Below are 23,318 nucleotides of genomic sequence, written 5' to 3'. Positions count from 1 at the left end.
GCCGATTACTGCTTGGTGTCGCCGCGCAGGCGCAGCGCAACGGCCGTCACGATGCGGCTGGCGACGTCCTTCGACATGTTTTCCAGCGCCGTCTGTTCACCGGCGATCGTGGCATAGTCCGACGAGACTACGTCGATCCCCGCGTCCGATCCGGCCGTGGCATCGAGCACGATCTCGTTGCTCGAAAGGTCCACTAGCTGATAGCGGGCCCGCAGGGTCCGGCGCTCGCGACCGATCGTGTCGTCCGAAAGCAGCGCAAACCCTTCGAGCTTGTCGTCGAGGCGAATATCCAGGCGGTAGCGGGGCGCGCCTTCCGCCCTGTCCGAGCCGATCTGGTCGACAATGGCGTTGCGGACCAGCCACCCGGCGCGGCCTTCGATGGCGGCGACCTGAACCCCCGTCAGCCCGCGAGCGACGGCACCGCTGCCGCCGCCTGCATACATCGGCTGGAGCCCGCAGCCCGCAAGCAGCGACGCTCCGAGCAGAGCCGGTCCGAAAAGGCGCAGGAAACGCTTCATGCGACGAGATTGACCAGGCGGTCGGGAACGACGATCACTTTCCTCACCTCGGCTCCATCCAGCGCACGCTGCACTTTCTCGCTGGCCAGGGCAAGCGCTTCAAGCTCTTCCTTGGGCGTGCCCTTGGCGACGGTCAGCGTATCGCGCAGCTTGCCCTTCACCTGGACGGCCACCGTCACTTCGTCCTCGACCAGCAGCGCCGGATCGACTTCGGGCCATGCCGCCTGGGCGACGAGGCCTTCACCGAACGTGGCAAACGCTTCTTCGGCAAGGTGCGGCATCATTGGCGAAACGAGCAGCAGGAGTGTACGGATCGCGTTCGAGCGGCTGGCCGAAGGCGCCGCCTTCTCGACCGCGCCGGTCAGTTCGTAGATGCGCGCCACGGCCTTGTTGAAGCCCAGCGATTCGATGTCCGAAGCGACCGCGGCCACCGTCTGGTGCGCCTTGCGGTCGATCGCCTTGTCCTCGCCGGTCGCCGCAGCATCGTACTGCGCGAACAGGCGCCACAGGCGCTGGACGAAGCGGCCGCAGCCCTCGATGCCCGCTTCCGACCACGGCAGGTCGCGCTCCGGCGGGCTGTCCGACAGCATGAACCAGCGAATCGCGTCGGCACCGTACGTCGCGACGATCTCGTCGGGGTCGACGACGTTCTTCTTCGACTTCGACATCTTGATCACGCGCCCGATCTCGACCGGGGCGCCATCGGCCTTGAGCGTGGCCGTTTCCGCGCCGCGCTCGATCTCGCCGGGCGAGAAGTAGACCGGCTGGCCGTTGGCATCGTTGATGCGGAAATAGGTTTCGTGCGTGACCATGCCCTGCGTGAACAGGCTGGCGAAGGGCTCCTTCACCTCGATCTTGCCGATGCGGGCCAGAGCGCGCGTCCAGAAGCGGGCATAGAGCAAGTGCAGGATCGCATGCTCGATGCCGCCGATATACTGCTCCACCGGCAGCCATTCGGCGATCTTGGCCGGATCGAACGGGCGATCCTCGGGCTGGCTGGCGAAGCGCAGGAAGTACCACGAGGAGTCGACGAAAGTGTCGAGCGTGTCGGTCTCGCGGCGCGCGGGCTTGCCGCACTGCGGGCAATCGACATGCTTCCAAGTCGGGTGGCGGACCAGCGGATTGCCGGGGGTCGCGAAATCGACATCCTCGGGCAGCGTGACCGGCAAGTGCTTCTTGGGCACCGGCACTACGCCGCAGACCTCGCAGTGGATGAACGGGATCGGCGTGCCCCAGTAGCGCTGGCGCGAAACGCCCCAGTCGCGCAGGCGCCACACGGTCTTGCCCTCGCCCCAGCCTTCCGCCTCGGCGCGCGCGATGACGGCGGCCTTGGCGTCCTTCACGGCCATGCCGTTGAGGAAGTCGGAGTGGACGCAGACGCCGTCACCGGCCTCGGACTCGCCGTCGAACGGCTTGTCGGCATCGGCCTCGCTCGCCGCGACGACGCGCAGGATCGGCAAGCCGTACTTGGTGGCGAATTCGAAGTCGCGCTGGTCGTGGCCGGGAACGGCCATGACCGCGCCGGTGCCGTAGTCCATCAGCACGAAGTTGGCGATGTAGACCGGCAGCTCGGCCCCGGTGAACGGGTGCCTGGCCCTGACGCCGGTGTCGAAGCCCAGCTTCTCGGCGGTTTCCAGCTCGGCCGCGGTCGTGCCGCCCTGCTTGCAGAGCGCGATGAAGTCCTCGACCTCGGGACGGCCCTGGGCCACGGCCTGCGCAATCGGATGATCGGCGGCGACGGCCACGAAGCTGGCGCCGAAGATCGTGTCCGGGCGGGTCGAGTAGACTTCCACCGAACCGATGCCGCCCACTTCGGCGGCAAGGTCGAACTTGAACTGCAGGCCCTGCGACTTGCCGATCCAGTTCTCCTGCATCGTGCGGACCTTTTCCGGCCACTTGTCGAGCGTGGAGAGACCTTCGAGCAGCTCGTCGGCGAAGTCGGTGATCTTGAGGAACCACTGGGAGAGCTTGCGCTTCTCCACCAGCGCGCCCGAGCGCCAGCCGCGCCCGTCGATCACCTGCTCGTTGGCGAGCACGGTCTGATCGACCGGATCCCAGTTGACCGCCGATTCCTTGCGGTAGACCAGGCCGTTTTCGTAGAGATCGATGAACAGCGCCTGCTCGTGGCCGTAGTATTCCGGCTCGCAGGTGGCGATCTCGCGGGTCCAGTCGAGCGCGAAGCCCAGCCGCTTCAGCTGCGCCTTCATGTTGGCGATGTTCTCGCGGGTCCAGCCGCCGGGGTGGACGCCCTTTTCCATCGCCGCGTTCTCGGCCGGCATGCCGAAGGCGTCCCAGCCCATCGGATGGAGCACTTCGTGGCCGGTCATGCGCTTGTAGCGCGCCAGCACGTCGCCCATCGTGTAGTTGCGGACGTGGCCGATATGGATGCGCCCCGAAGGATAGGGGAACATCTCCAGCACGAAGCTGCGCGGCTTCGACGAGGTGTCGTCCGCCTTGAAGCACTGCGCGTCGTCCCACGCAGCCTGCCAGCGCGTGTCCGCCTGAGCCGGATCGAACCGCTCGGTCATCTCTATCAAGTCTCCTGCGAGCTTCCGTCGCCCGCGCATTTAGGACTGCGGGCCGGTTCAGCCCACAGGAAAAATCAGCCGCCGATCGAATCGCGACGAAGGTCGCGGGCGCGGGTGAGGATGATGTCTTCCAGCTTCTGCACGGTGGCCGCCTGCACCGGCGCCGCGGTCCAGCCGCCGTTCGCCGAGACTTCGCGCTGCGCCGTCACGCGCAAGGCATCGGCGCGCAGATCCTTGTCGAGGATCATGACGGTGACCTTGACGCGCTCGCCCGGCTGCTTGGGATTGACGTACCAGTCGGTGACGATGACGCCGCCGGCGCTGTCCGACTGGAGCAGCGGCATGAACGACAACGAATCGAGGCTGGCGCGCCAAAGGTAGCTGTTCACGCCGATGGTGGTCACCGCCGAAGGCGCGATCGATGACTGCACCTTCTTGCGGCCGCCGCCACAGCCGACCAGCGCAAGCGCGGCCACGGCGCAGAAGCCCGCGGTTGCCAGCGATCGAGCAGAGAGAAGGCCGGTATGGGTGCTGCCTGTCATCGTAATTCCCAGTTCCTGTCTTGGCGAGCGCCGGACTTTCCGCGCGCCTGCCGTGAAACGCCTCTATAGCCGCCGCTGCCGGGGCGGCAAGTGCGGCTTCTTCAGCTTGCCGCCATAACGAGCGGAAGGCTAAACACTTGCTGAACGGGCGCGAAGCCTGCGTCGTCGGTTCCGGCAGCCGAACCGACCCTTGCCGGGCCTGCCCCCTCGCCCCGGCGATAAGCCTGTGTTAAGCTGCGACGGGGATAAAAAGAGCCAGGGTCTACGACCCGCTCATGACCGTTGTTCCGGCCGATGCGTTCAGCAGGCATGGGCGGGACACACAGGGACCAGAGGTGATCGAGATGGAACGCGGGCGCGCGGCGAATGCAGGCAGGTCGAAGAGCGGCATGAAGACGAGCATGTTGCTTGCCGCCTGCGTGACCGTGCTTGCCCTGCCCAGCGCGGTTCTTGCCTTCACGACCACCTTCAAGTCCGAAGTTTCGAATCGCGCCGTCGATGCGCTCGATCCGGACATGTCGCCGGAGAACCTGTCGCGCGCCATCGCCATGCGTTCGCTCGGCAACGGCGATTCGTTCCCCTTCACGCCGGCAAGCCCCGTGGCCCGGCGCGACCGCGCCGTGACGGTGGCCGTGCGCGTCGATCCCGAGGCCGCGCAGGCGATCATCGTGCGGAATCGTACGCGGATCTCGCGTAATGAAGTGCCGATCGTCGGCGGTCTGAAGATCGCGCCGGCCGCCTTCAATCTGGGCGTGGCGCGCGGCTACCAGAACTTCGCGGCGGACATCGCACCTGCCCCGCCATCCTCGCGCGGGCTTGCCGACATGCCCGAACTGAAGAAATTCAGCCTCCAGGCGGGATCGGCGGCGCAGAAGGAACCCCGCTTCACCACGCGCCTTTCCATCGACGAGAAACGCGCGCCGGGCCGTGCGCCCCATACTTTTGCGGGCGAAGCAGGCGAAGTGGATCTTGCCGGGGCCTACCGCGTGACGGACAATCTCGATCTGACGGCGGGCGTGCGCTATTCGCAGGATCGCGAGCGCCTGGTGCCGCTCACGGATGGCCGACAAGATAGCCAGGCCGTTTACGTAGGCACACAATTCAAGTTCTGATTCGCGCAAGTTAAATTGCGTTTCTCTCATCCGAATTGGCGTGATTCAACCTTTTGGACAGAGCGCTTCCGCTTGCTCTGGTTCCCGGCTTTACCTAGCCTGTCCTTGGTGGATGCTCACTAAGCGAAAGGCTTTGTAAATGGCGCGTGTTGCTATCGTTACTGGTGGAACGAGGGGTATTGGAGAGGCCGTTTCACTGGCCCTCCAGGAAAGAGGCCACACCGTAGTTGCAAATTACGCGGGCAACGATGAAAAGGCGCAAGCCTTTACCGAGAAGACCGGCATTCAGGCCTACAAGTGGGATGTGGGCGATCATGAGGCGACGTTGGAAGGTGTCGCACGTGTGACGGCCGAAGTGGGGCCGGTGGACATCGTCATCAACAACGCCGGGATCACCCGCGACGGCGTACTCCACAAGATGACCTTCGACGACTGGAACGAGGTCATGCGGATCAACCTCGGCGGCTGCTTCAACATGGCCAAGGCCACGTTTTCCGGCATGCGCGAGCGTGGCTGGGGCCGCATCGTCAACATCGGCTCGATCAACGGCCAGGCCGGCCAGTACGGCCAGGTCAACTATGCCGCGGCCAAGTCCGGCATCCACGGCTTCACCAAGGCGCTGGCCCAGGAAGGTGCCAAGTACGGCGTGACTGTCAACGCCATCGCGCCCGGCTACATCGATACCGACATGGTCGCGGCCGTGCCCGCGCCGGTGCTGGAGAAGATCGTTGCCAAGATCCCGGTCGGTCGTCTCGGCAATGCCTATGAAATCGCGCGCGGCTGCGCATTCCTCTGCTCGGAGAACGGCGGCTTCGTCACCGGCTCCACGCTGAGCATCAACGGCGGCCAGCATATGTATTGAGCGTTCGAAGGGCCGGCCTGCGGGTCGGTCCTTCCCGCTTTCCGATTATCAGACCCGGTGCGGGCCGAACAGGATCACCGCCGCTCCCGCCAGGCAGATCGCGGCGCCGCCCAGGTCCCAGCGATCCGGGCGAACGCCTTCGGCCAGCCAGAGCCACAGAAGCGCCAAGGTGATGTAGACGCCGCCGTAAGCGGCATAGGCCCTTCCCGCATCGCCGCTATCCACCAGCGTCAGCAACCAGGCGAACAGGACGAGGGAGGCGCAGCCGGGCACCAGCCAGAGCGGCGACTTCCCCATTCGCAGCCAGCCCCAGAAGGCGAAGCAGCCGCCGATCTCGGCCAGGGCGGCAGCGATATAGATGACAATGGCTTGCATTTTCATCCCTTAGCGCAGTCTCGTCCCTTAGCCATCGCCCTGCGAACCGTCTTCTCGCTTTCCGCTTTCGGTATCACGCTTTAGTCTGCGCGGATGACGACGATCTACCACCCTCCGGTCAAGCGTTCGATCGAGATCGCCGGCCACAAGACGTCGATCAGCCTCGAACCCGCGTTCTGGGATCTGCTCCGGCAGATCGCCGCAAGCGAAGGTGTTCCGATCAATGCCCTGGTGGCGCGGATCGACGCCGAGCGGCTGGAGGCCGACATTCCGCCGGGACTCGCCAGCGCGATCCGGGTCTGGCTGATCGCCGCGCAGAGACTGTAAAGTTCCGGGATCAAACGAAAGGGGCGGCAGCCTTGCGGCCCCGCCCCCTGCTGCGATCGCTCGCAGAAGCCTATGTCAGTAGGTCGACGGCGGATCGCTGGCCGGGAAGCTCTCGTCGATCGCTTCGTCGGTCTTGGACCAGCGCGGCGGCGTGTGGGTCATGTTTTCCGGCCCGGCATCGCGGACGGGATAGCTGTCGGACCCGCCGGCAGTGGCCGTCTGTGCCTTGTTCTGGTTCGCATATTTGTAGAGCGCGTAGCCGATGGCCCCGGCTGCGGCCAACTTGATCAAGCCCATGGTGGTTGCTCCTCTCGGGTATTCGGGAAAAGCAACGCGCCATGCCGCCTATCGGTTGCCTTACTCGCCGCCGACCCGTTCGATCTGCGCGCCGACCAGAGCGAGCTTTTCCTCAAGCCGCTCGTAGCCGCGATCGAGGTGATAGAGCCGGTGCACTTGGGTCTCGCCCTCGGCCGCCAGGCCGGCGATGACCAGGCTCATCGAAGCGCGCAGGTCGGTCGCCATGACTTCGGCACCCGTGAGCTTCTGCACCCCGTGAACCACGGCGGTACGGCCCTTGGTTTCGATATGGGCGCCCATGCGGTTGAGTTCGGGAACGTGCATGTAGCGGTTCTCGAAGATCGTCTCCGTCAGCACGCTCGATCCCTCGGCCCGGCAGAGCAGGGCCATGAGCTGGGCCTGCATGTCGGTGGCGAAGCCGGGGTAAGGCGCGGTCGAGAGCGTCACCGGCTTCAGCGGACCGTCGGCGGCGACATGAAGGCCCTCCGCCGTGGCCTCGACATGGACGCCGGCATCGCGCAGCGCCTGCACGGTGGCTTCCATGTCCTCGATCCTGGCACCCTTGAGCGTGACTTCGCCGCCGGTGATCGCCGCTGCGCAGGCGTAGGAGCCTGCTTCGATCCGGTCCGGCATGACCATGTAGGTTGCGCCGTGAAGGCGGTCGACGCCATGGATCGTCAGGTCGGACGTGCCGATGCCTTCGATCTGCGCGCCCATGGCGGTCAGCAGGTTGCAGAGGTCGACGATCTCCGGCTCGCGTGCGGCGTTGTGCAGAGTGGACTTGCCCTTGCAGAGCACGGCGGCCATCAACGCGTTCTCGGTCGCGCCGACGGAGACCACCGGGAAGGAATAGCGCCCGCCGGGAAGGCCGCCGTCGGGGGCCACGGCGCGAACGTAGCCTGCCGCCATCTCGATCTGGGCGCCAAGCGCTTCGAGCGCCTTCAGATGCAGGTCGATCGGGCGGTTGCCGATGGCGCAGCCGCCGGGCAGCGAGACGGTGGCCTCGCCCATGCGCGCCAGCATCGGGCCAAGCACGAGGATCGAGGCGCGCATCTTGCGGACCAGATCGTAAGGCGCGACCGAACTGGTGATGCGAGTCGCTTGAAGCGTCATCACGCGGCCGAAGTCTTCCGGACGGCTGCCTGCGATCATGGTCGAGATGCCGAACTGGTTCATCAGGTGCTGGAAACCGTCGATGTCCGCCAGGCGCGGCAGATTGCGCAAGGTCAGCGGCTCTTCGGTCAACATGGCACAGGGCAGCAGCGTCAGCGCCGCATTCTTGGCGCCGGAAACGGGAATGGTGCCGGAGAGGCGCTTGCCGCCTTCGATGATGATCTTGTCCATGGCCGCTCTTTAACCGGATTTGGCCGCGCAGCAAGCACACCTCGGAGAAACACGGATAGACTGTTGCGCTGCATCTGCGAAGCCGCTTTAATCGCATTGTAACCAAACGGAGTCAGACCTTTACCTATGTCTGCAGCCCAGTTCAAAAAGCCCGTCCGTAAAGCCGTGTTCCCGGTGGCAGGACTTGGAACCCGCTTTCTTCCCGCCACAAAGGCGATTCCGAAGGAACTTCTTCCGGTCGTCGATCGCCCGTTGATCCAGTACGCGGTCGACGAAGCGCGTGAGGCGGGAATCGAGGAATTCGTCTTCGTCACCGGCCGCGGCAAGACCGCGATCGTCGAGCATTTCGACACGGCCTATGAACTGGAAGCGACCATGTCCGCCCGCGGCAAGTCGCTCGACCCGCTGGAACCCACGCGCATCCAGCCCGGCAATCTCGTCACCGTGCGCCAGCAGGTGCCGCTCGGCCTTGGCCATGCGGTATGGTGCGCCCGCGCCGTCATCGGCGACGAGCCTTTCGCGATCTTCCTGCCCGACGAGCTGATGTACGGCTCGCCCGGCTGCATGGCGCAGATGGTGGAGGCCTATAACGAAGTGGGCGGCAACCTCGTCTCGGTGCTGGAAGTGCCGGAAGAGGAAGTGTCCAGCTACGGCGTCATCGCACCGGGCGCCACGCTCGACGTGCTCGGCGGCGCGCTGACCGAGGTCAAGGGACTGGTCGAGAAGCCCAAGGTGGCGGAAGCGCCGTCGAACAAGATCGTCTCCGGCCGCTACATCCTCCAGCCGGAGATCATGGACCTGCTCGCCAACCAGGGCAAAGGCGCCGGCGGCGAGATTCAGCTGACCGATTCGATGGCCAAGCTGATCGGCGAGCAGCCGTTCCACGCCGTCACCTTCGCAGGCCAGCGCTTCGATTGCGGATCGAAGGTCGGCTTCGTCGAAGCGACCCTGGCCATCGCGCTCGACCGGCCCGATATGGGCAGCGAAGTGCGCACCATCGCCAAGAAGCTGCTCGGCTGAGCCGCTCCGGCCAGACGATACGAAAAAGCGCGCTTGCCCGACCGGGCGGTGCGCTTTTTTCTTGCCCGCTTCCTGCCGGGAGCCGCTCCCCTTTCATCACCCTGCGCCTCCTGCCTTCGTCATGGCAAGCGCAGCGAAGCAATGACGAAGGCAGGAGGGTGAGGATGCGTTCGGTATGCCGGAGCAAGCGCTCCAAAATCAGCGGCGAACGGGATCTGTCAGGCGCGCCATGATCGAGGCCACATAGGCTTGGGTCTCGCGGATGCGCGGAATGCCGCCGGCCTTCAGAACCCGGCCGGGACCGGCGTTATAGGCGGCCAATGCCTTTTCGATGTCGCCGCCGAAAGTATCGAGCTGGATGCGCAGATAGCGCGCCCCACCTTCCAGATTGGCCCTGGGATCGCCAGGATTGACGCCCATCTGCGCCGCCGTACCGGGCATGAGCTGCGCCAGCCCCCGTGCGCCGACCGGCGACCGTGCCGCCTCGTTCCAGCGGCTCTCCTGCCAGACCACCGCCTCGAGCAGGGTCGGGCTGATGTCGTACTTCGCCGCCAGTTCCGCCACGCGGGCACGCCAGCGATCAGGCCCGGCCGCATCGAGCGCGTCGGTGATCGACTGGGGGTGAAGCTGCGCGGCTTCGAGCCCGGCCGGAACCGCTTCCACCGCCGCCACGTCCGCGCCCACCGTATCGCCGCCCTGCCCCGCCGGACCGCCCGCCACCCATTGGTAGCCGCCGCTACCGACCTGCAGGACATCGGCCCAGGCGGCCGACGAACAGCCAGGGCCGGACACTGCCATCACGGCAATGCCGGCCAGCGCCTTCATGCGATTCGAGATCCGCGTCATTGCTGCGCTGATACTCCAGCAGGACCGATATCCTCAAGCCGGCGCGTCACGTCACTCGATCCCGAGCGCGGTGCGAATCGACCGCCAGGACAGCATCTTGAAGTTCTGCGCCTTGGGCGCATTGTCGCCATCCTGCGCGACCATCAGACCCTCGGGGAACTGCGGGCCGAAATCGCCCAGCAGCACTTCGATGCCGTCGGTCTCGCTGGTTCCGCCGATCGTGCCGCCATCAATGCGGAAGCGGCCGGAGAGCTTGCCGGAGGACAAGTCGAACAGGGCATAAGCATTGTCGCCCTGGCTGGAGGCCACCAGCCAGGCGCGCCCGCCGCTTTCGCGCGCGACGGCAAGGCCCTCGACATCGGCGACGAGGCCGTCCTGCGCGCCGACACGCGCGAAAGGTTCGGCCACCAGGGTCGCGCCAGCAAGCGGAACCTTCCAGATCCCGACATCCTCCTCGGCGACGAAGAGCACCTTGCCCGCGTCGTCGACCACGCAGCCTTCGGACTGGGTGGCGAACTTCACCAGCCGCACATAGTCCGCCGCGATCCGGCCGTCCTTCTCGACCAGCCGGCTTTCCGCCACCGAGCCGTCCTTGAGCACGACATAGGCCCGCGCCAGTTCGTCACGGGCGCGAGCATTGCCCATGCAGAAGCCGTAGGCCTCTGCCGGGGCATGTCCGGCGGGCAGGAAAGCCTCGGCCCCCAGAGCGGTGAGCTTGCCGCTGGCCTCGTCGAGGTTGAACAGGGCGATGCGCGGTTCGGCCCGGTCCGTGCGGTCGCTCGCGCCCACCAGGATGCGCTTCGAGCCATCGGCCATGCGCACCTCGCGCAAGTCCGCGTTGTTGAGCGCACCGGCCGCCGCGAAATCGCGGACCTTGCCGTCGAGGCCGTAGACGTAGAGCCCCGCCTTCTTGTCGGTGCCCAGAATCAGGCTGGCGGCGGGATCGGCGGCATTGCGCCAGATCGCCGGATCGTCCGCCGCGTCGGCATTGGGGGTTCCCACCGGATCGGTTTCGGCCTGCGCCGGAACGTCGATGGCTGGCAGGCGGACGGCGGCGGTTTCCACCCCGGTCGTAGCGCATCCGGCAAGCAGAAGGGCCGGGAGCAATGCTCCCGACCCCTGCTTCACGATGTCGGCGACTATCATGAAAGGCGCCTTCATCAGAAGGTCACCTTCGCGCCGAACTTCACGGTCGAGCCGTATTCCTCGTACTGAAGGAGACGCTTGGAACCGGCGAAATCCTGATAGGCGTAGAACTTGGCGTTGTTCACGTTCACCCAGTCCGCGAAGAGGCGCACGTTCTCGGTCACCTTGAACTTGGCCGAGAGATCCAGCTGGAAGTGCTGGTTGACGATGCGATCCTGATCCGGGGCGCCGCCCACTTCGTCCAGGTACTTGTCACGGAAGGTACCGGCGGCGCGCAGGCTGACGGGGCCCTTCTCGTAGCCGAGCACGACGTTGAAGGTGTTCTTCGAGGACGAAGGCAGAGAGATGCGGCGGGCCACGCCGTCATCGTCCAGCACCGTGCCGCGGGCGTAGGTGTAGGTATAGTTCAGCTGGGTCAGCAGGCCATCGAAGGGCGCGGGCAGCATCGAGAAGACCTGGCTGAAGCTGGCTTCCAGGCCCGCGACGGTGGCGGTATCGCCGTTCACCGGGCTGCGCAGCTCGGTATAGTCCACCCCGTTGAAGGTGCCCTCTTCGCTGGAGAACGCGCTGTAGGTGTAGTCCTTGATCGACTTGTAGAAGCCGCCGAACGAGATCGCACCGTTGTTGGTGAAGTAGTAGTCGAACCCGGCGTCGAAGTTCCAGGCCTGGTAGGGCTTCAGGTAGGGGTTGCCGAACTCGGCCTCTCCGTCCTCATTGATGCTGTAGCGCGGCGCGAGGTCCGCCAGCTTGGGACGTACCACCGTCTTGTAGCCGGCAGCGCGGGCGACGAGGTTGCTCTGCGGGCTCCAGCGCAGGGTCAGGCTGGGCAGCCAGTTGGTGTAGTTGCGCTCGTAGCCCACGCTCGAGACATCGACCACCGAGATCGTCTCGTCCGGATCGGTCGGGTCTTCCTGTTCGCTGACGGCGACGAGGTTGCCGTTGAGCTTGTTGTAGGTGCGCTCCACGCGCACGCCGCCGATCACGCGCAGGGTGGCCGAATCCCAGCGACCGAGCAGGTAACCGGCCAGGATGTCCTCGCGCACCGAGTAGTCGCTGGTCGAGCTGTCGATCAGGCTGTCAACATCGTTGTATTCGAAGCCGTCCTCGTTGGCGCGGTAGAAGTCGGCCGGGCCGCGCTTGCTGGCCACGGGGCCCATGTCGAGCAGGCGGTAGGTCTGCTTGCCCAGCACATCGGCCAGCGTGTAGTCGCCGTCATAGCCGTCGAAGCGGCTCATGTTGAAGTCGTAGGACTTCTTGCGCCAGCGCGCCTTGACGCCGCCCTGCACGGTGAAGTCGCCATTGTCGCCGGCGAAGGTGCGGGCGAGGTCTGCCTTGGCGGCCCATTCCTCGTCCTGGCTGTCCGACAGCGTCGTCAGTTCGAGACGGTCGAACGCGTAGTTCCCCGCATCGTTCACGGATGCCGCGCCATTGGCCACCGAATAGGCGGGGAAGAACTTGTTGCCGTTGTTCACGTCGATCGCGACGCCCGAATCGTTCTCGAACTCGGCGGTGTAGCGGCTGGGATCGACCGAGAACGTCTCCTTCTCGGTCGACTTGGCATAGCTGCCCTGCCAGTTGAATTTCCAGGTGCCGGTGTCGGTGTCGCTGCCGATGGCCACCGAGCGGATGCGCTGGCGCTCGAAGCGGTCCTTGTGGTCGCGCTCGATGGTCAGCTTGTCGCCGTCGTCGAGCGTCGCGGTGTCGAAGCGCACGGTAGAGCCGGTGGCGCTGCTGGCTTCGCCGAAGTCGCTGAAGTCGAAGGTGGTGCGGCGGCGATATTCGTGATCGTCGAACTGGGCCCAATTGCCGCGCACATAGGCTTTGGTGGTGTCCGAAACGCGCCAGTCGAGCGAGAGCGCCGCGTTGATGCGGGTACGCTCGACGTCGTAGTCGCGATATTCCAGGCTCTCGGCATAAGCGTTGCCGTTGTCGTCCTCGGTCCAGTCCGCCGCTTCGACGTTGTCGGTCTCGAACTTGCGCTTGTAGTAGCTGACGGAGCCGGCGATGCCGAAGTTCTCACCCAACTTCTGCGTGAAGTCGAACGCGCCCTTCGGCGTGACCTTGCCCGAATAGTCGTTCCAGCTGCCTTCGGCGTTCAGCGAGTAGCGGTTCTTCTTCGAATCGAAGGCGCTGGTGGTCTTGATCTCGACCGAGGCGCCGATGAAGTCGCCGTCCATGTCGGGGGTGAAGGACTTCTTCACTTCCACCGATTCGATGGTGTCCGACGAGACCACGTCGAGCGCGACCTGGCGCACGTCCGATTCCGGCGCCGGAATGCGCACGCCGTTGAGCGAGGTGGAGTTGAGGTTCGGATCGAGGCCGCGCACGGCCACGAAGCGGCCTTCGCCCTGGTCGTTGAGGATGTTGATGCCCGGCAGGCGGCGCAACGATTCGGCTACGTTCTGGTCGGGGAACTGGCCCACGGCGTCGCGCGTCAGCACGGAAACCACGCCGTCGGCGGCCTTCTGGCGCGACAGGGCGCTGGTGAGGTTGGCGGTCTGGCCGGTGACGAGAATGTCGCCGCCGCCGATCGCCGGCAGGTCGAAGTCCCCGCCGATGCGTCCGGTTGCCGGAACGGTGATGTTCTTGGTGGTCACTTCGGCGCCGACGTAACGGGCCTCCAGCGTATAAGTGCCGGCAGGCACGTCGCCGAACACGTAGTTGCCGGCGCGATCGGTCTCGGCCGCGCGGTTTAGCTCGACGATACGGACCGAAGCCGACTGCAGCGGACGCTCGCCCGAGGCGTCATGCACGCTGCCTGCAACTTCGCCGGCCTGCGCGATCGTGGCGAACGATGCCGATGCGAGCAGTCCGGCGACGATCCGGATAGAGGTTTTCATGTGACGGAACCCTGTTTTGCGACGAATTGCGGCGCGTCTAGGCAGGGCTCATGACAGTTACGTGCCAATGAAATGGCATTTCCGTGACAAAGCCGCAGTGCAGCATAAAAGTCACAGTTCCACGCGTTTTCACGTGGAACATCCGCAGCTTGCCTGCAGGAGTACCAGTTCTCGATGGTGGGAGAATGGTGCTGCTGGGGAGGATTGAACTCCCGACCTCGTCATTACCAATGACGCGCTCTACCACTGAGCTACAGCAGCGCCTGAGTTCCGCCTTGCGGAAGCGCTTGTCCCGGCGACCCGGGGCAGGGGCGCGCTAATGTCTGGGGGCGGGCAGATTGTCAAGCACCACTTGCGCATTCTTTTTCAGAAAGCCATTCCGAAGGGCCATGAAGGCCCTGCGAAAGATGCCCGCACCATGACGCAATCCCAGCAATCCCGCGAGGACCGGCTCGCCGCCAAGCTTCGTGAAAATCTTCGCCGCCGCAAGGCCCAGGCCCGCGCCCTGGATGCCGGCGGCCATGATGCGCTGCCGATCACCGAATCAGAAAGCGAAAACGAATCGGGCGGTCTTTCCAAACCGGCATCGGAAAGCTAGGGGCTGCGCCAGACATAGAGTCAGTCTGCCAACGGGCGTTTCCCGAGGGGATCGCCGCTGAGACCTGGGAGTACGCCTTGCCTCGCCTGATCCTCGTCCGCCACGGCCAGAGCCAATGGAATCTCGAAAACCGCTTCACCGGCTGGTGGGATGTCGACCTCACCGAAAAGGGTGAGGAAGAAGCCCGCGCTGCTGGCGTACTGCTGAAGGAAAAGGGCATCGCGCCCACCGTCGCCTTCACTTCGCTCCAGACCCGCGCGATCCGCACCCTGCATCTCGCGCTGGAAGCGGCGGGCCTGCTGTGGATCCCCGAGACCAAGGACTGGCGCCTGAACGAACGTCACTATGGTGGCCTCACCGGCCTCAACAAGGCCGAGACTGCCGCCAAGCACGGTGACGAACAGGTCAAGATCTGGCGCCGCAGCTTCGACACGCCGCCGCCGGTCCTAGAAATCGGCAGCGCGTTCGATCTCTCCACCGACGCACGCTACGCCGGGATCGACGTGCCGCAGACCGAAAGCCTGAAGGACACCATCGCGCGCGTCCTCCCGTACTACGAAGGCTCGATCGTGCCGCATCTCAAGGCCGGCGCCGACGTGCTCATCTCCGCCCACGGCAACAGCCTGCGCGCGCTGGTGAAGCACCTCTCCGGCATTTCGGACGACGAGATCACCGGCCTCGAAATCCCGACCGGCCAGCCGATCGTCTACGAACTGGCGGACGATCTCGCGGTGCTCGACCGCTACTATCTCTCGGAGCGTTGAGATGAACGGGGTGGGGGCTCCTGTTGCCATCGTCATGGGCAGCCAGTCCGACTGGCCGACCATGATCCGCGCGGCCGAGATGCTGGACAAGCTGGGCGTCGCCTATGACGCCCGCATCGTCTCGGCACACCGCACGCCCGAGCGTCTGGTCGATTTCGCCAAGGGCGCGGAGGGCGAAGGCTTCAAGGTGGTGATCGCCGGAGCGGGGGGCGCCGCCCACCTGCCCGGCATGATCGCTTCGATGACGCACCTTCCCGTGCTGGGCGTGCCGGTGCAGTCGAAGGCACTTTCGGGGCAGGACAGCCTACTCTCGATCGTGCAGATGCCCGCCGGCATCCCGGTCGGCACCCTGGCGATCGGCGAGGCGGGCGCGGCCAATGCGGGCCTGCTGGCCGCCGCGATCCTCGCCACCTCCGACCCCGCCCTGGCCGAGCGTCTCAAGACCTTCCGCGCGGACCAGACGGCCAGCGTCGCCGAACGTCCCTCCTGACCTCATATCGAGCAAGCACCTGAAGATGATCCCTCCCGGCGAAACCATCGGCATTCTCGGCGGCGGCCAGCTCGGCCGGATGATCGCCATGGCTGCGGCCCAGCTTGGCTACCGCAGCCACATCTACGCCCCTGAAGCCGATTCGATCGCCGCGGAAGTCAGCGCCGAGTTCACCTGCGCCGCCTGGGACGATGCCGAGGCCATGGCCCGGTTCGCGGCGGGCTGCGCGGTCGTCACTTACGAGTTCGAGAACGTGCCGGTCGGCCCGCTCGCCGCGCTGGGTGACGTGCCGCTGCTGGCAAAGACCCTCGCGCTCGAAACCGCTCAGGACCGACTGAACGAGAAGCGCTTCGTCACGGACCTCGGCGGCACCCCTGCTCCGTTCCATCCGGTCGATTCCGCCGCTGATCTTGCCGAAGCCATCGCCGCGATCGGCGTGCCCGGCATTCTCAAGACCCGGCGCGACGGTTACGACGGCAAGGGCCAGTGGCGGATCATGACGCCCGAGGACGCGGAAGGCCTCGACCTTCCCGCCCAGCCGCTGATCTACGAGGGCTTCGTCACCTTCTTCGCGGAATTCTCGGTAATCCTGTGCCGCGGCGCGGACGGCGAGATCCGCTATTTCGATTCGGCCCATAACGTGCATGAAGGCGGCATCCTGGCGCTCAGCACCGTGCCCGCACCCGCGGGCCCGCTGGAACAGGTTCCCGCCGCGCGTGAACTCGCGGCCAAAGTAGCGGACGCGCTGGACTATGTAGGCGTGCTCACGCTGGAATTCTTCGCGACCGAAAACGGCCCCGTCTTCAACGAGATGGCACCGCGCGTCCACAATTCCGGGCACTGGACCATCGAAGGCGCGATCACCAGCCAGTTCGAGAATCATGTCCGCGCCATCTGCGGGCTGCCTTTGGGCGATACCGGGCTTGCCGCCGATGCCGTGGAAATGCGCAACCTGATCGGCAACGAGGCGGACGACTGGCAGGCGATTCTGAGCGATCCCGCCAACCACCTGCACCTCTACGGCAAGGGCGCCGCACGTCCCGGCCGCAAGATGGGCCACGTCACCCGCCTGACCTTCCAGCGCGACTGACCGGCCCTTGGCGCAGGACATCTTCCTTATCTACGCACGCGCGGCCAATGGCACGATCGGCCGCGACGGCGCCCTGCCCTGGCGCCTGCCCACCGATCTCATGCGCTTTAAGGCCATGACCATCGGCAAGCCGATGATCATGGGCCGCAAGACCTTCGACAGCTTTCCCGCGCCCCTCCCCGGCCGCCGCCACATCGTGCTCACGCGCGATCCGGTGTGGTCCGCAGAGGGCGCCGAAGTGGCCCATTCGGTGGAACAGGCTCTCGCGCTGGCCGGTGATGGCGAAGTGGCCGTGATCGGCGGCGCGGAAATCTACGGCCTGTTCCGGGAGCTGGCGCACCGCATCGAGCTGACGGAAATCCACGCCGCCTATCCCGGCGACACCGAAATGCCCGAGTCCGGCCCTGAATGGCGCGAAACGGCGCGAGAGGAACATCCGGCATCGGGCGAATATCCGGCGCATGCTTTCGTCACGCTGGTCCGCGACCTATAGGCTCGATCCGCCATGATTCGTCTCGACAACCGCGAAGCCATTCCCGAAGCCCTGCGCGGCGCCGTGCTGGCGCTCGGCAATTTCGACGGATTCCACCAGGGCCATCAGGCCGTGGTGGGGGAGGCGATCCGCTGGGCGCGCGAATTGGGCCGTCCGGCTGTGATCGCGACGTTCGATCCGCATCCGGTGCGCCTGTTCAAGCCCGATGCGCCCGCCTTTCGCCTCACCACGCTGGACCAGCGGCAGGATCTGTTCGCTGCCGCCGGAGCGGACGCGATGCTCGTGCTGCATTTCGACCGCGCCATGGCGGAAATGTCGGCGCCGGACTGGATCGAGCAGGTGCTCGGCCATCAGCTCGGCTGCGTCGGTGTCGTCACCGGCGAGGATTTCACCTTCGGCAAGGGACGCGGCGGCAATCCGCAAGTCCTGCGCGAAGCGGGCGCGCGCTTCGGCCTGATCGGCCGCACCGTCGGTCCGGTGCATGACGATGAAGGCGTGGTCTCCTCCAGCCGCATCCGCGATGCGCTGAAGCTGGGCGAGTGCGAAACGGCGACGCGCTTGCTCACCCGCCCTTTCGCGGTGCGCGGAGAGGTGCAGCACGGCGGCAAGCTGGGCCGGACGATCGGCTTCCCCACCGCCAATCTCGACATGCAGCACTACTTGCGCCCGCGTTACGGCATCTACGCCGTGACCGGCCGCCTGCCCGATGGCCGCGTGCTCCCCGGTGCCGCCAACATGGGCGTGCGTCCCACGTTCGAGCCGCCGATCGAACTGCTCGAACCTTACTTCTTCGATTTTTCGGGCGATCTCTACGGCCAGGAGATCGAGGTGGCCTTCCACCACTTCCTGCGGCCAGAGGCCAAGTTCGATTCGCTCGACGACCTCGTGGCGCAGATGAACCGCGACTGCGACCGGGCGCGGGAGTTGCTGTCGCAGAGAGGGTGAAACGTCGTCCGGGAGGACGGTACGACAGACTTCCAACCGCCGCGCATTTGTTCTAGTGCGCAGCGCATATGACCGAACAGCGCGATTACAGAGCGACCGTCTTCCTGCCGAAGACCGATTTCCCCATGAAGGCCGGGCTCCCCCAGAAGGAGCCGGGTATTCTTGCGCGCTGGCAGGAACAGGACATTTACGCCAAGACCCGCGAAGCCCGCGCCGGCCGCGAGAAGTTCGTGCTGCACGACGGCCCGCCTTACGCCAACGGCGACATGCACATCGGCCACGCGCTGAACCACATCCTCAAGGACATGGTCGTGCGCACCCAGACCCTTCTGGGCAAGAACGCACCTTACGTGCCGGGCTGGGACTGCCACGGCCTGCCCATCGAGTGGAAGGTCGAGGAAGAGTACCGCAAGAAGAAGAAGAACAAGGACGAGGTTCCCGCCGAGGAATTCCGCGCCGAATGCCGCGCCTATGCCCAGAACTGGGTGAACGTGCAGCGCGAGCAGCTCAAGCGCCTTGGCGTCAACGGCGACTGGGACAAGCCCTACCTCACCATGGACTTCCAGGCGGAAGCCACCATCGTCACCGAACTGCTGAAGTTCGCCGAGCACGACATGCTCTATCGCGGCGCCAAGCCGGTGATGTGGAGCCCGGTCGAAAAGACCGCGCTGGCCGAAGCGGAAGTCGAGTACGAGGATATCGTCTCGACCCAGATCGACGTGGCTTTCGAGATCACCGAATCCGCGATCCCGGAACTGGTCGGCGCCTATGCGGTGATCTGGACGACCACGCCGTGGACGATCCCGACCAACCAGGCGCTCGCTTATGGGCCTGAGGTTGCATACACGCTGGTCAATGCTAGCGACGGCCGCAAATATCTTGTCGCTGTAGACCTTCGAGAAGGTTTTCTTGCTCGGACGGGGCTGCAAGAAGTTGATGAACCCGGCATGCCCGAAAGTGGGCAGGACCTCATCAAGTGGGCTTTGGACCGCACTTACATCGGCGAGAAGCTCGCCGGCACCCTCGCCCATCACCCGATGCATGCCCTCGGCGGCTTCTTCGCAGAACCGCGTCCGCTGCTCGCGGGCGATTTCGTCACCACCGAGAGCGGCACCGGTCTCGTCCACATGGCGCCCGACCATGGCGAGGACGACTTCCTGCTCTGCAAGGCCAACGGCATCAGCCCCAAGTTCGTGGTCGAGGCCGACGGCAAGTATCGTGAGGACTGGGGCTGGCTCGGCGGCCAGGGTTCGGTCATCAATCCCAAGTTCAACGCGCCGGACGGCCCGATCTGCTCGGACCTCAAGGAAGCGGGCGCGCTGCTGGCGGCTTCGGCCGACTACAAGCACTCCTATCCGCATTCGTGGCGTTCCAAGGCCAAGGTGATCTTCCGCTGCACGCCGCAGTGGTTCGTGCCGATGGACAAGGTTCTCGGCCACCTGCCCTCCAAGACCCGCGCAGAGCGCCGCTGGGAAGGCGAAGGCGGCGCCCTCGATCCGCAGGACGAGACCGCCGAAGCCTCGCCGACGCTGCGCCAGGCCGCGCTCGACGCCATTGCCGAAACGCGCTTCGTCCCCGAAAAGGGCCGCAACCGCATCGGCGCCATGGTCGAAGGCCGCCCGGACTGGGTGCTTTCGCGCCAGCGCGCCTGGGGCGTGCCGATCACGCTGTTCGTCGATCGCAAGAGCGGCGAATACCTCGTCGATGCCGAAGTGAACGCCCGCATCATCGCCGCGATCCGCGAGATCGGCGTGGATGCCTGGTCGGACGCGCGCGCGCAGGAATATCTCGGGACCAAGTACAGCGCCGATGATTACGAGCGCGTCGTCGACATTCTCGACGTCTGGTTCGATTCCGGCTCGACCCACGCCTTCGTGCTCGAATCCGGCCGCTGGCCCGAACTGGTGCCCGCCGAGGATCATGTCGGCCCGACTGCCGACCTCTATCTGGAAGGCAGCGACCAGCATCGCGGCTGGTTCCAGTCCTCGCTGCTCGAATCCTGCGCCACGCGCGGCCATGCGCCGTACAAGGCGGTCCTGACCCACGGCTTCACAATGGACGCCAAGGGCTTCAAGATGTCGAAGTCGCTCGGCAACACCATCAGCCCGATCAAGGTGATGGAGACCAACGGCGCCGACATCATCCGCCTCTGGGCGCTCTCGGTGGACTACACCGAGGACCACCGCATCGGTGACGAGATCCTCAAGGGCGTGGCCGACCAGTACCGCAAGCTGCGCAACACCCTGCGCTACCTGCTGGGCGCGCTGGACGGGTTCTCGGACGAAGAAAAGCTGCCGGTTGCCGAGATGCCCGAGCTGGAGCGGTACGTGCTCTCGCTGCTGGCCGGTGTCGACGCGACGCTGCGCAAGGCGGTCGCGGACTTCGACTTCAATACCTACGTGCGCACCCTGCTGGACTTCTGCAACGAAGACCTCTCGGCCTTCTTCTTCGACATCCGCAAGGACTGCCTCTACTGCGACAGCCCTGCCGATCCGAAGCGCCGCGCCTATCGCACCGTATTGGACACGCTGTTCCACGCACTGGTGCGCTATGCCGCGCCGGTCACCGTCTTCACCGCGGAGGAAGTCTGGCAGAGCCGCTTCCCCGGCAGCGAAAGCGTGCACCTGCTCGAATGGCCGGAAGTCCCCGCCGTGGCAGCCGACGCCGCCCGCTGGAACGAGTTGCGCGCCCTGCGCGTGAAGGTGACCGAAGCGATCGAACCGCTGCGCCGCGAGAAGATCGTCGGCTCCAGCCTTGCCGCCGAAGTCACGGTTCCGGCAAGCGCTCCCGAGGGCGATCTGGCCGAACTGTTCATCACCGCGAAAGTCGCGCGTGGGCAGGGAGACGATGTGACCGTCACGCCCTCCACCGACCACAAGTGCGGCCGCTGCTGGCGCCACCTTCCCGAAGTTTCGGAAGACGGCGACCTTTGCGACCGCTGCGACGATGTCGTCGGCGCGCTGGAGACCGAAGCGTGACGGGCGGCATGTCCCTCTGGCGCAAACGCCTTATCGGCGTTCTCATCGCCGCGGTGGTCTTCATGATCGACCAGGGCTTCAAGGCCTGGGTGGTTTCCGGCCTCAAGCTGCGCGACGTGGGCGTGATCGAGATCGTGCCCTTCTTCGACTTGCGCTGGACCAAGAACCTGGGCGTCTCGCTCGGCCTGTTCACGGCCGATTCGCCGGAAGGTCGCTGGGCGCTGGTGGCGATGACCGGCGCGATCGCGCTGTTCGTCCTCATCTGGATGCTGCGCGAGCGCAAGCTGGGCGAGATCGCCGCCCTGGCGCTGGTGCTGGGCGGAGCGCTCGGCAATATCCGCGACCGTTTCACCATGGGCTTCGTGATCGATTACGCCGACCTCCATTTCGGCGAATGGCGTCCGTTTCTCATTTTCAACATCGCCGACGTCGCCATCACCGTCGGCGTCCTGATTATCCTTGCCCGCTCACTGCTTTCGCGCGACAAGCCCGAAACCAATGGCGGACATGACACGGCGCCTGACGCCGCCCCGGAGATTTGAGTTGATGCCCATGAAGAAGACCGGAGCCCTGATTCTCGTGGCCGCGGGCGCTGCGCTGGTGTCCGGCTGCGGAAGCACCGGCCTGCTGAACCACGCCGGCCCCGACGAGTTCGCCGTGCAGCGCCAGTCGCCGCTGGTCGTGCCGCCCGATTTCACGCTGGCGCCGCCGAAGCAGGGCCAGCCTCGCCCCGCCGACGAATCGGTACAGCAGCAGGCGCTCGACGCCCTGTTCGGCGGTCCGCAGGCCCGCAGCGACATCGAAAAGTCGACGCTCAGCATGGCCGGACCGGCCGATGCCTCGATCCGCTCGACTGTCGGCGATCCGGGCACCTACACGGTCGCCAAGGGTCAGGTGACCCGTGCGATCCTGGCCGCCCCCGAAGGTGACGGCCGCGACGCACAGACCACGATCGAAGGCTGAACCTTCCTTCGCCAGAATACGAAAGGGCCGGAGCGGCTTTCGCTGCTCCGGCCCTTTTTGTCTCAGATCCCGCCGGGGAACATTGCCAGGAGCTTGCCGAGCCGGTCATGAACCAGCCGTTCCTGTTGAGGATCGCTCTCGCCCAGGCGAACGACGGTCAGCAACTGGTCGGGCGAGCCGATGACGTATTGGCCGTATTCACCCAGGCAAGCGAAGACATTGCTCGGGGCCATGCCGGGAAACAGCACTTCTTCGCCCGATGCCCCGCTCCGGGCCTTGGGCCTGTTGAGCCACACCCCCGCGCCGTAGCCCGGATTGCGGGGAGAGGGTTCCAGCATGAACTGCACCCAGCGGCGCGGCAGGATCTGCGCCCCCTTGATCGATCCCGTATGCCGCAGGAATTCGCCCAGCTTCGCCCAATCGCGGGCGGAGGCATGGACCATCGCCGCCCCTACCATCGTCCCGGCGCGGTCGTAGCCCGCCACGGCCGAATGCATGCCGACGGGCGCAAAGACACGGTTTCGCAGATATTCACCCACCGCCTTGCGCCGACGGTCCGGATGCCGGTCGGGCGACAGGACCCGCGCCGCCAGGTCGGAAAGAATCACGGACGTGGCCGCACTGTTCACGAAGCGTGCCCCAGCGGGTGCTTCCAGCGGCTGCGCTTCGGCATAGGCGGCCATATCGTCGCGCCCGTCGAGATAGAGCATGCGCAGGCGGTCCGATTGCCGCGCCAGACCGCCGGTCGCCGACGGGGCGGTTTCGGAATGGCGCAGACCGGATCGCATCTGAAGGAGCTGCTTGAGCGTGATCTCCCCGCGCGGATCGCCGGGGCGCTGCCAGGCGGGCACAGGCGCCGATTCGGCCAGCCGCAACCGGCCGTCGCTGACGAGCTGGCCGATCATCAGCGCCGTCACGCACTGGCCCATGCCCCAGCCGTGGAGCGGCGTGCCGGGCTTGATTCCCTCCGCATAGCGCTCGGCGATCACCGAGCCGCGCTTCATCACGACCAGAGCCTGGGTACGGCCCACTTCCTCGGCGAACAGCCCGTCTATGGCGCGGCCCAAAGCGGCGCGCGGCGCCCCGCCGTCATCCTTGATCGCCGCCTGGGACTCGGCGCTGGGCGGCGGCGGTCCCTCCGGCGCGCCCTGTCCACAGCCGCCCAGCATCCCCAGCGCCAGGACTGGCACGAGAGAAACGGCAAGGATAAGGGGGGGGCGGCGGACCGGCATGACGCGCG

Annotated in this window: 23 protein-coding genes and 1 tRNA gene; 12 read left to right on the top strand and 12 right to left on the bottom strand. The window is 65.8% G+C overall.

Translation table 11 applies throughout. The features are described 5' to 3' along the window. Nucleotides 1-5: 5 nt before the first annotated feature. The 3 genes from lptE to L284_RS40815 form a co-directional block, all read right to left on the bottom strand. Nucleotides 6-518: an LPS assembly lipoprotein LptE gene (gene lptE / locus L284_RS40825; protein WP_021235170.1), complete on the bottom strand. Its 513-nt coding sequence runs from the start codon at nucleotides 516-518 to the stop codon at nucleotides 6-8. Then, nucleotides 515-3,046, bottom strand: a complete 2,532-nt coding sequence (gene leuS / locus L284_RS40820) for a leucine--tRNA ligase (RefSeq protein ID WP_021235169.1) — start codon at nucleotides 3,044-3,046, stop codon at nucleotides 515-517. Before leuS ends, lptE begins: the two co-directional genes overlap by 4 nt. Nucleotides 3,047-3,120: 74 nt before the next feature. Next, the gene (locus L284_RS40815) at nucleotides 3,121-3,588 is read right to left on the bottom strand and encodes a DUF3576 domain-containing protein (RefSeq protein ID WP_021235168.1); all 468 of its coding nucleotides are present in this window, start codon (nucleotides 3,586-3,588) and stop codon (nucleotides 3,121-3,123) included. Between the two features lie 389 nt (nucleotides 3,589-3,977). Here L284_RS40815 and L284_RS40810 point away from each other — a divergent pair, with 389 nt between their 5' ends. Continuing rightward, nucleotides 3,978-4,700, top strand: coding sequence for a hypothetical protein (locus L284_RS40810; protein WP_031342762.1), 723 nt, complete (start codon nucleotides 3,978-3,980; stop codon nucleotides 4,698-4,700). A 139-nt stretch (nucleotides 4,701-4,839) separates the two neighbouring features. Next, nucleotides 4,840-5,562 (top strand): acetoacetyl-CoA reductase, encoded by a 723-nt coding sequence (phbB, locus tag L284_RS0124545; protein WP_031342760.1) that lies wholly within the window; start codon nucleotides 4,840-4,842, stop codon nucleotides 5,560-5,562. Between the two features lie 48 nt (nucleotides 5,563-5,610). Here phbB and L284_RS40805 read toward each other — a convergent pair whose 3' ends face one another. Then, nucleotides 5,611-5,937, bottom strand: a complete 327-nt coding sequence (locus L284_RS40805; RefSeq protein ID WP_031342759.1) for a YnfA family protein — start codon at nucleotides 5,935-5,937, stop codon at nucleotides 5,611-5,613. 93 nt (nucleotides 5,938-6,030) lie between these two features. Between L284_RS40805 and L284_RS40800 the strand changes: the two genes are divergently transcribed. Continuing rightward, on the top strand, nucleotides 6,031-6,264 hold the full coding sequence (locus tag L284_RS40800) for a ribbon-helix-helix domain-containing protein (RefSeq protein ID WP_021235164.1): 234 nt from the start codon (nucleotides 6,031-6,033) through the stop codon (nucleotides 6,262-6,264). A 75-nt stretch (nucleotides 6,265-6,339) separates the two neighbouring features. On the opposite strand, the gene L284_RS40795 is transcribed toward L284_RS40800, so the two are convergent. Then, nucleotides 6,340-6,561: a hypothetical protein gene (locus L284_RS40795; RefSeq protein WP_021235163.1), complete on the bottom strand. Its 222-nt coding sequence runs from the start codon at nucleotides 6,559-6,561 to the stop codon at nucleotides 6,340-6,342. A gap of 60 nt (nucleotides 6,562-6,621) precedes the next feature. Beyond that, nucleotides 6,622-7,905 (bottom strand): UDP-N-acetylglucosamine 1-carboxyvinyltransferase, encoded by a 1,284-nt coding sequence (gene murA, locus L284_RS40790; RefSeq protein WP_021235162.1) that lies wholly within the window; start codon nucleotides 7,903-7,905, stop codon nucleotides 6,622-6,624. 126 nt (nucleotides 7,906-8,031) lie between these two features. Here murA and L284_RS40785 point away from each other — a divergent pair, with 126 nt between their 5' ends. Continuing rightward, nucleotides 8,032-8,925, top strand: coding sequence for a UTP--glucose-1-phosphate uridylyltransferase (locus L284_RS40785; protein ID WP_021235161.1), 894 nt, complete (start codon nucleotides 8,032-8,034; stop codon nucleotides 8,923-8,925). A 198-nt stretch (nucleotides 8,926-9,123) separates the two neighbouring features. Here L284_RS40785 and L284_RS40780 read toward each other — a convergent pair whose 3' ends face one another. From L284_RS40780 to L284_RS48255, 5 genes are all read right to left on the bottom strand, one after another. Then, nucleotides 9,124-9,771 (bottom strand): lytic transglycosylase domain-containing protein, encoded by a 648-nt coding sequence (locus L284_RS40780; RefSeq protein WP_021235160.1) that lies wholly within the window; start codon nucleotides 9,769-9,771, stop codon nucleotides 9,124-9,126. A 51-nt stretch (nucleotides 9,772-9,822) separates the two neighbouring features. Continuing rightward, nucleotides 9,823-10,917, bottom strand: a complete 1,095-nt coding sequence (locus L284_RS40775; protein ID WP_052018433.1) for a phytase — start codon at nucleotides 10,915-10,917, stop codon at nucleotides 9,823-9,825. Nucleotides 10,918-10,931: 14 nt separating this feature from the next. Further along, nucleotides 10,932-13,757 (bottom strand): TonB-dependent receptor, encoded by a 2,826-nt coding sequence (locus L284_RS40770; protein ID WP_021235158.1) that lies wholly within the window; start codon nucleotides 13,755-13,757, stop codon nucleotides 10,932-10,934. Between the two features lie 186 nt (nucleotides 13,758-13,943). Further along, a tRNA-Thr gene (locus L284_RS40765) sits at nucleotides 13,944-14,018 on the bottom strand. Nucleotides 14,019-14,073: 55 nt separating this feature from the next. Further along, complete coding sequence (locus tag L284_RS48255) at nucleotides 14,074-14,280, bottom strand: hypothetical protein (protein WP_160172140.1); 207 nt, start codon at nucleotides 14,278-14,280, stop codon at nucleotides 14,074-14,076. Between the two features lie 152 nt (nucleotides 14,281-14,432). Here L284_RS48255 and gpmA point away from each other — a divergent pair, with 152 nt between their 5' ends. From gpmA to L284_RS40720, 8 genes are all read left to right on the top strand, one after another. Continuing rightward, entirely contained in the window at nucleotides 14,433-15,119 is a 687-nt protein-coding gene (gene gpmA / locus L284_RS40755) for a 2,3-diphosphoglycerate-dependent phosphoglycerate mutase (protein WP_021235156.1), read from the top strand. 1 nt (nucleotide 15,120) lies between these two features. Further along, nucleotides 15,121-15,609, top strand: a complete 489-nt coding sequence (gene purE, locus L284_RS40750) for a 5-(carboxyamino)imidazole ribonucleotide mutase (protein WP_031342755.1) — start codon at nucleotides 15,121-15,123, stop codon at nucleotides 15,607-15,609. A gap of 25 nt (nucleotides 15,610-15,634) precedes the next feature. Further along, entirely contained in the window at nucleotides 15,635-16,699 is a 1,065-nt protein-coding gene (locus tag L284_RS40745; RefSeq protein ID WP_021235154.1) for a 5-(carboxyamino)imidazole ribonucleotide synthase, read from the top strand. 7 nt (nucleotides 16,700-16,706) lie between these two features. Continuing rightward, entirely contained in the window at nucleotides 16,707-17,192 is a 486-nt protein-coding gene (locus L284_RS40740; RefSeq protein ID WP_021235153.1) for a dihydrofolate reductase, read from the top strand. A 12-nt stretch (nucleotides 17,193-17,204) separates the two neighbouring features. Next, entirely contained in the window at nucleotides 17,205-18,137 is a 933-nt protein-coding gene (locus L284_RS40735) for a bifunctional riboflavin kinase/FAD synthetase (RefSeq protein ID WP_021235152.1), read from the top strand. A gap of 68 nt (nucleotides 18,138-18,205) precedes the next feature. After that, entirely contained in the window at nucleotides 18,206-21,115 is a 2,910-nt protein-coding gene (ileS, locus tag L284_RS40730; protein WP_021235151.1) for an isoleucine--tRNA ligase, read from the top strand. Between the two features lie 8 nt (nucleotides 21,116-21,123). Then, entirely contained in the window at nucleotides 21,124-21,657 is a 534-nt protein-coding gene (gene lspA, locus L284_RS40725; protein ID WP_031342754.1) for a signal peptidase II, read from the top strand. A 4-nt stretch (nucleotides 21,658-21,661) separates the two neighbouring features. Beyond that, nucleotides 21,662-22,078 (top strand): DUF3035 domain-containing protein, encoded by a 417-nt coding sequence (locus tag L284_RS40720; protein ID WP_031342753.1) that lies wholly within the window; start codon nucleotides 21,662-21,664, stop codon nucleotides 22,076-22,078. A gap of 62 nt (nucleotides 22,079-22,140) precedes the next feature. On the opposite strand, the gene L284_RS40715 is transcribed toward L284_RS40720, so the two are convergent. After that, nucleotides 22,141-23,310, bottom strand: a complete 1,170-nt coding sequence (locus L284_RS40715) for a serine hydrolase domain-containing protein (RefSeq protein ID WP_031342752.1) — start codon at nucleotides 23,308-23,310, stop codon at nucleotides 22,141-22,143. Nucleotides 23,311-23,318: the final 8 nt, after the last annotated feature.

This window comes from Novosphingobium lindaniclasticum LE124 (assembly GCF_000445125.1).
In the GTDB taxonomy this organism is placed as follows: domain Bacteria; phylum Pseudomonadota; class Alphaproteobacteria; order Sphingomonadales; family Sphingomonadaceae; genus Novosphingobium; species Novosphingobium lindaniclasticum.
This window is presented reverse-complemented; position numbering and strand designations above follow the sequence as displayed.